This is a genomic window from Deinococcus sp. YIM 134068 (genome assembly GCF_036543075.1).
In the GTDB taxonomy this organism is placed as follows: Bacteria; Deinococcota; Deinococci; order Deinococcales; family Deinococcaceae; genus Deinococcus; species Deinococcus lichenicola.
In genome coordinates, this window is sequence record NZ_JAZHPF010000060.1 from 1 (window position 1) to 591 (window position 591).

Consider the following 591-nt stretch of genomic DNA (forward strand, 5'->3'; position numbering starts at 1 on the left):
GGACCGACAGTGGTTTTACGGCGTCAAGCTCGCGGCCCTGGTCAGCGACCAGGGCTTGATTCATGGCTTCATCAGCGGTCCGGCCAACACCGAAGAACGCTTTCTGGCCGAAGGGTTATGGCGCTTTCGCCATGACCCCATCGCCGAGACACCCACCGGGGATGAGCTGGTCGGCGTCCTGGGCAAAGCCCATCGCCAGCACGGTCAGCGTCAGGGACCGAGTGGGCCGCTCGGTCCCTGTTTTGGTGCCGGACAGGGTGAACGGCGCGTCCCGATCTTGGCGGACGATGGGTACGCGGGGGAGCAGTGGCAGCGCCACTGGCAAGCGGCCTATGGTGCCGTGGTCGTCACTCGACAGCAGCCCCAATCCTCCGGAGTGAGCCGGTGGTTCAGTGGCAAGAGGCAGGTGGTGGAGTCGGGCAAAGACCGACTCCATCAGCACTTCGCCCTGGAGCGACCCCGCAGCAAAAGTGTTCTGGGCTGGTGGCTGCGTCTGAGCGCGAAGGTGGCAGCGCACAACCTCCTGATTCAACTCAAGGCCCGTTGGGGTCGTCCGCTAGGTGCCCACCTTGATCTCGTCGCCCTTCCCTG

Annotated in this window: 1 protein-coding gene; it reads left to right on the forward strand. The window is 64.8% G+C overall.

Translation table 11 applies throughout. The annotated features are described in order from the left end of the window. Nucleotides 1–591 (forward strand): hypothetical protein (locus V3W47_RS19670; RefSeq protein WP_331826930.1); only part of this gene is annotated, 591 nt, incomplete at both ends.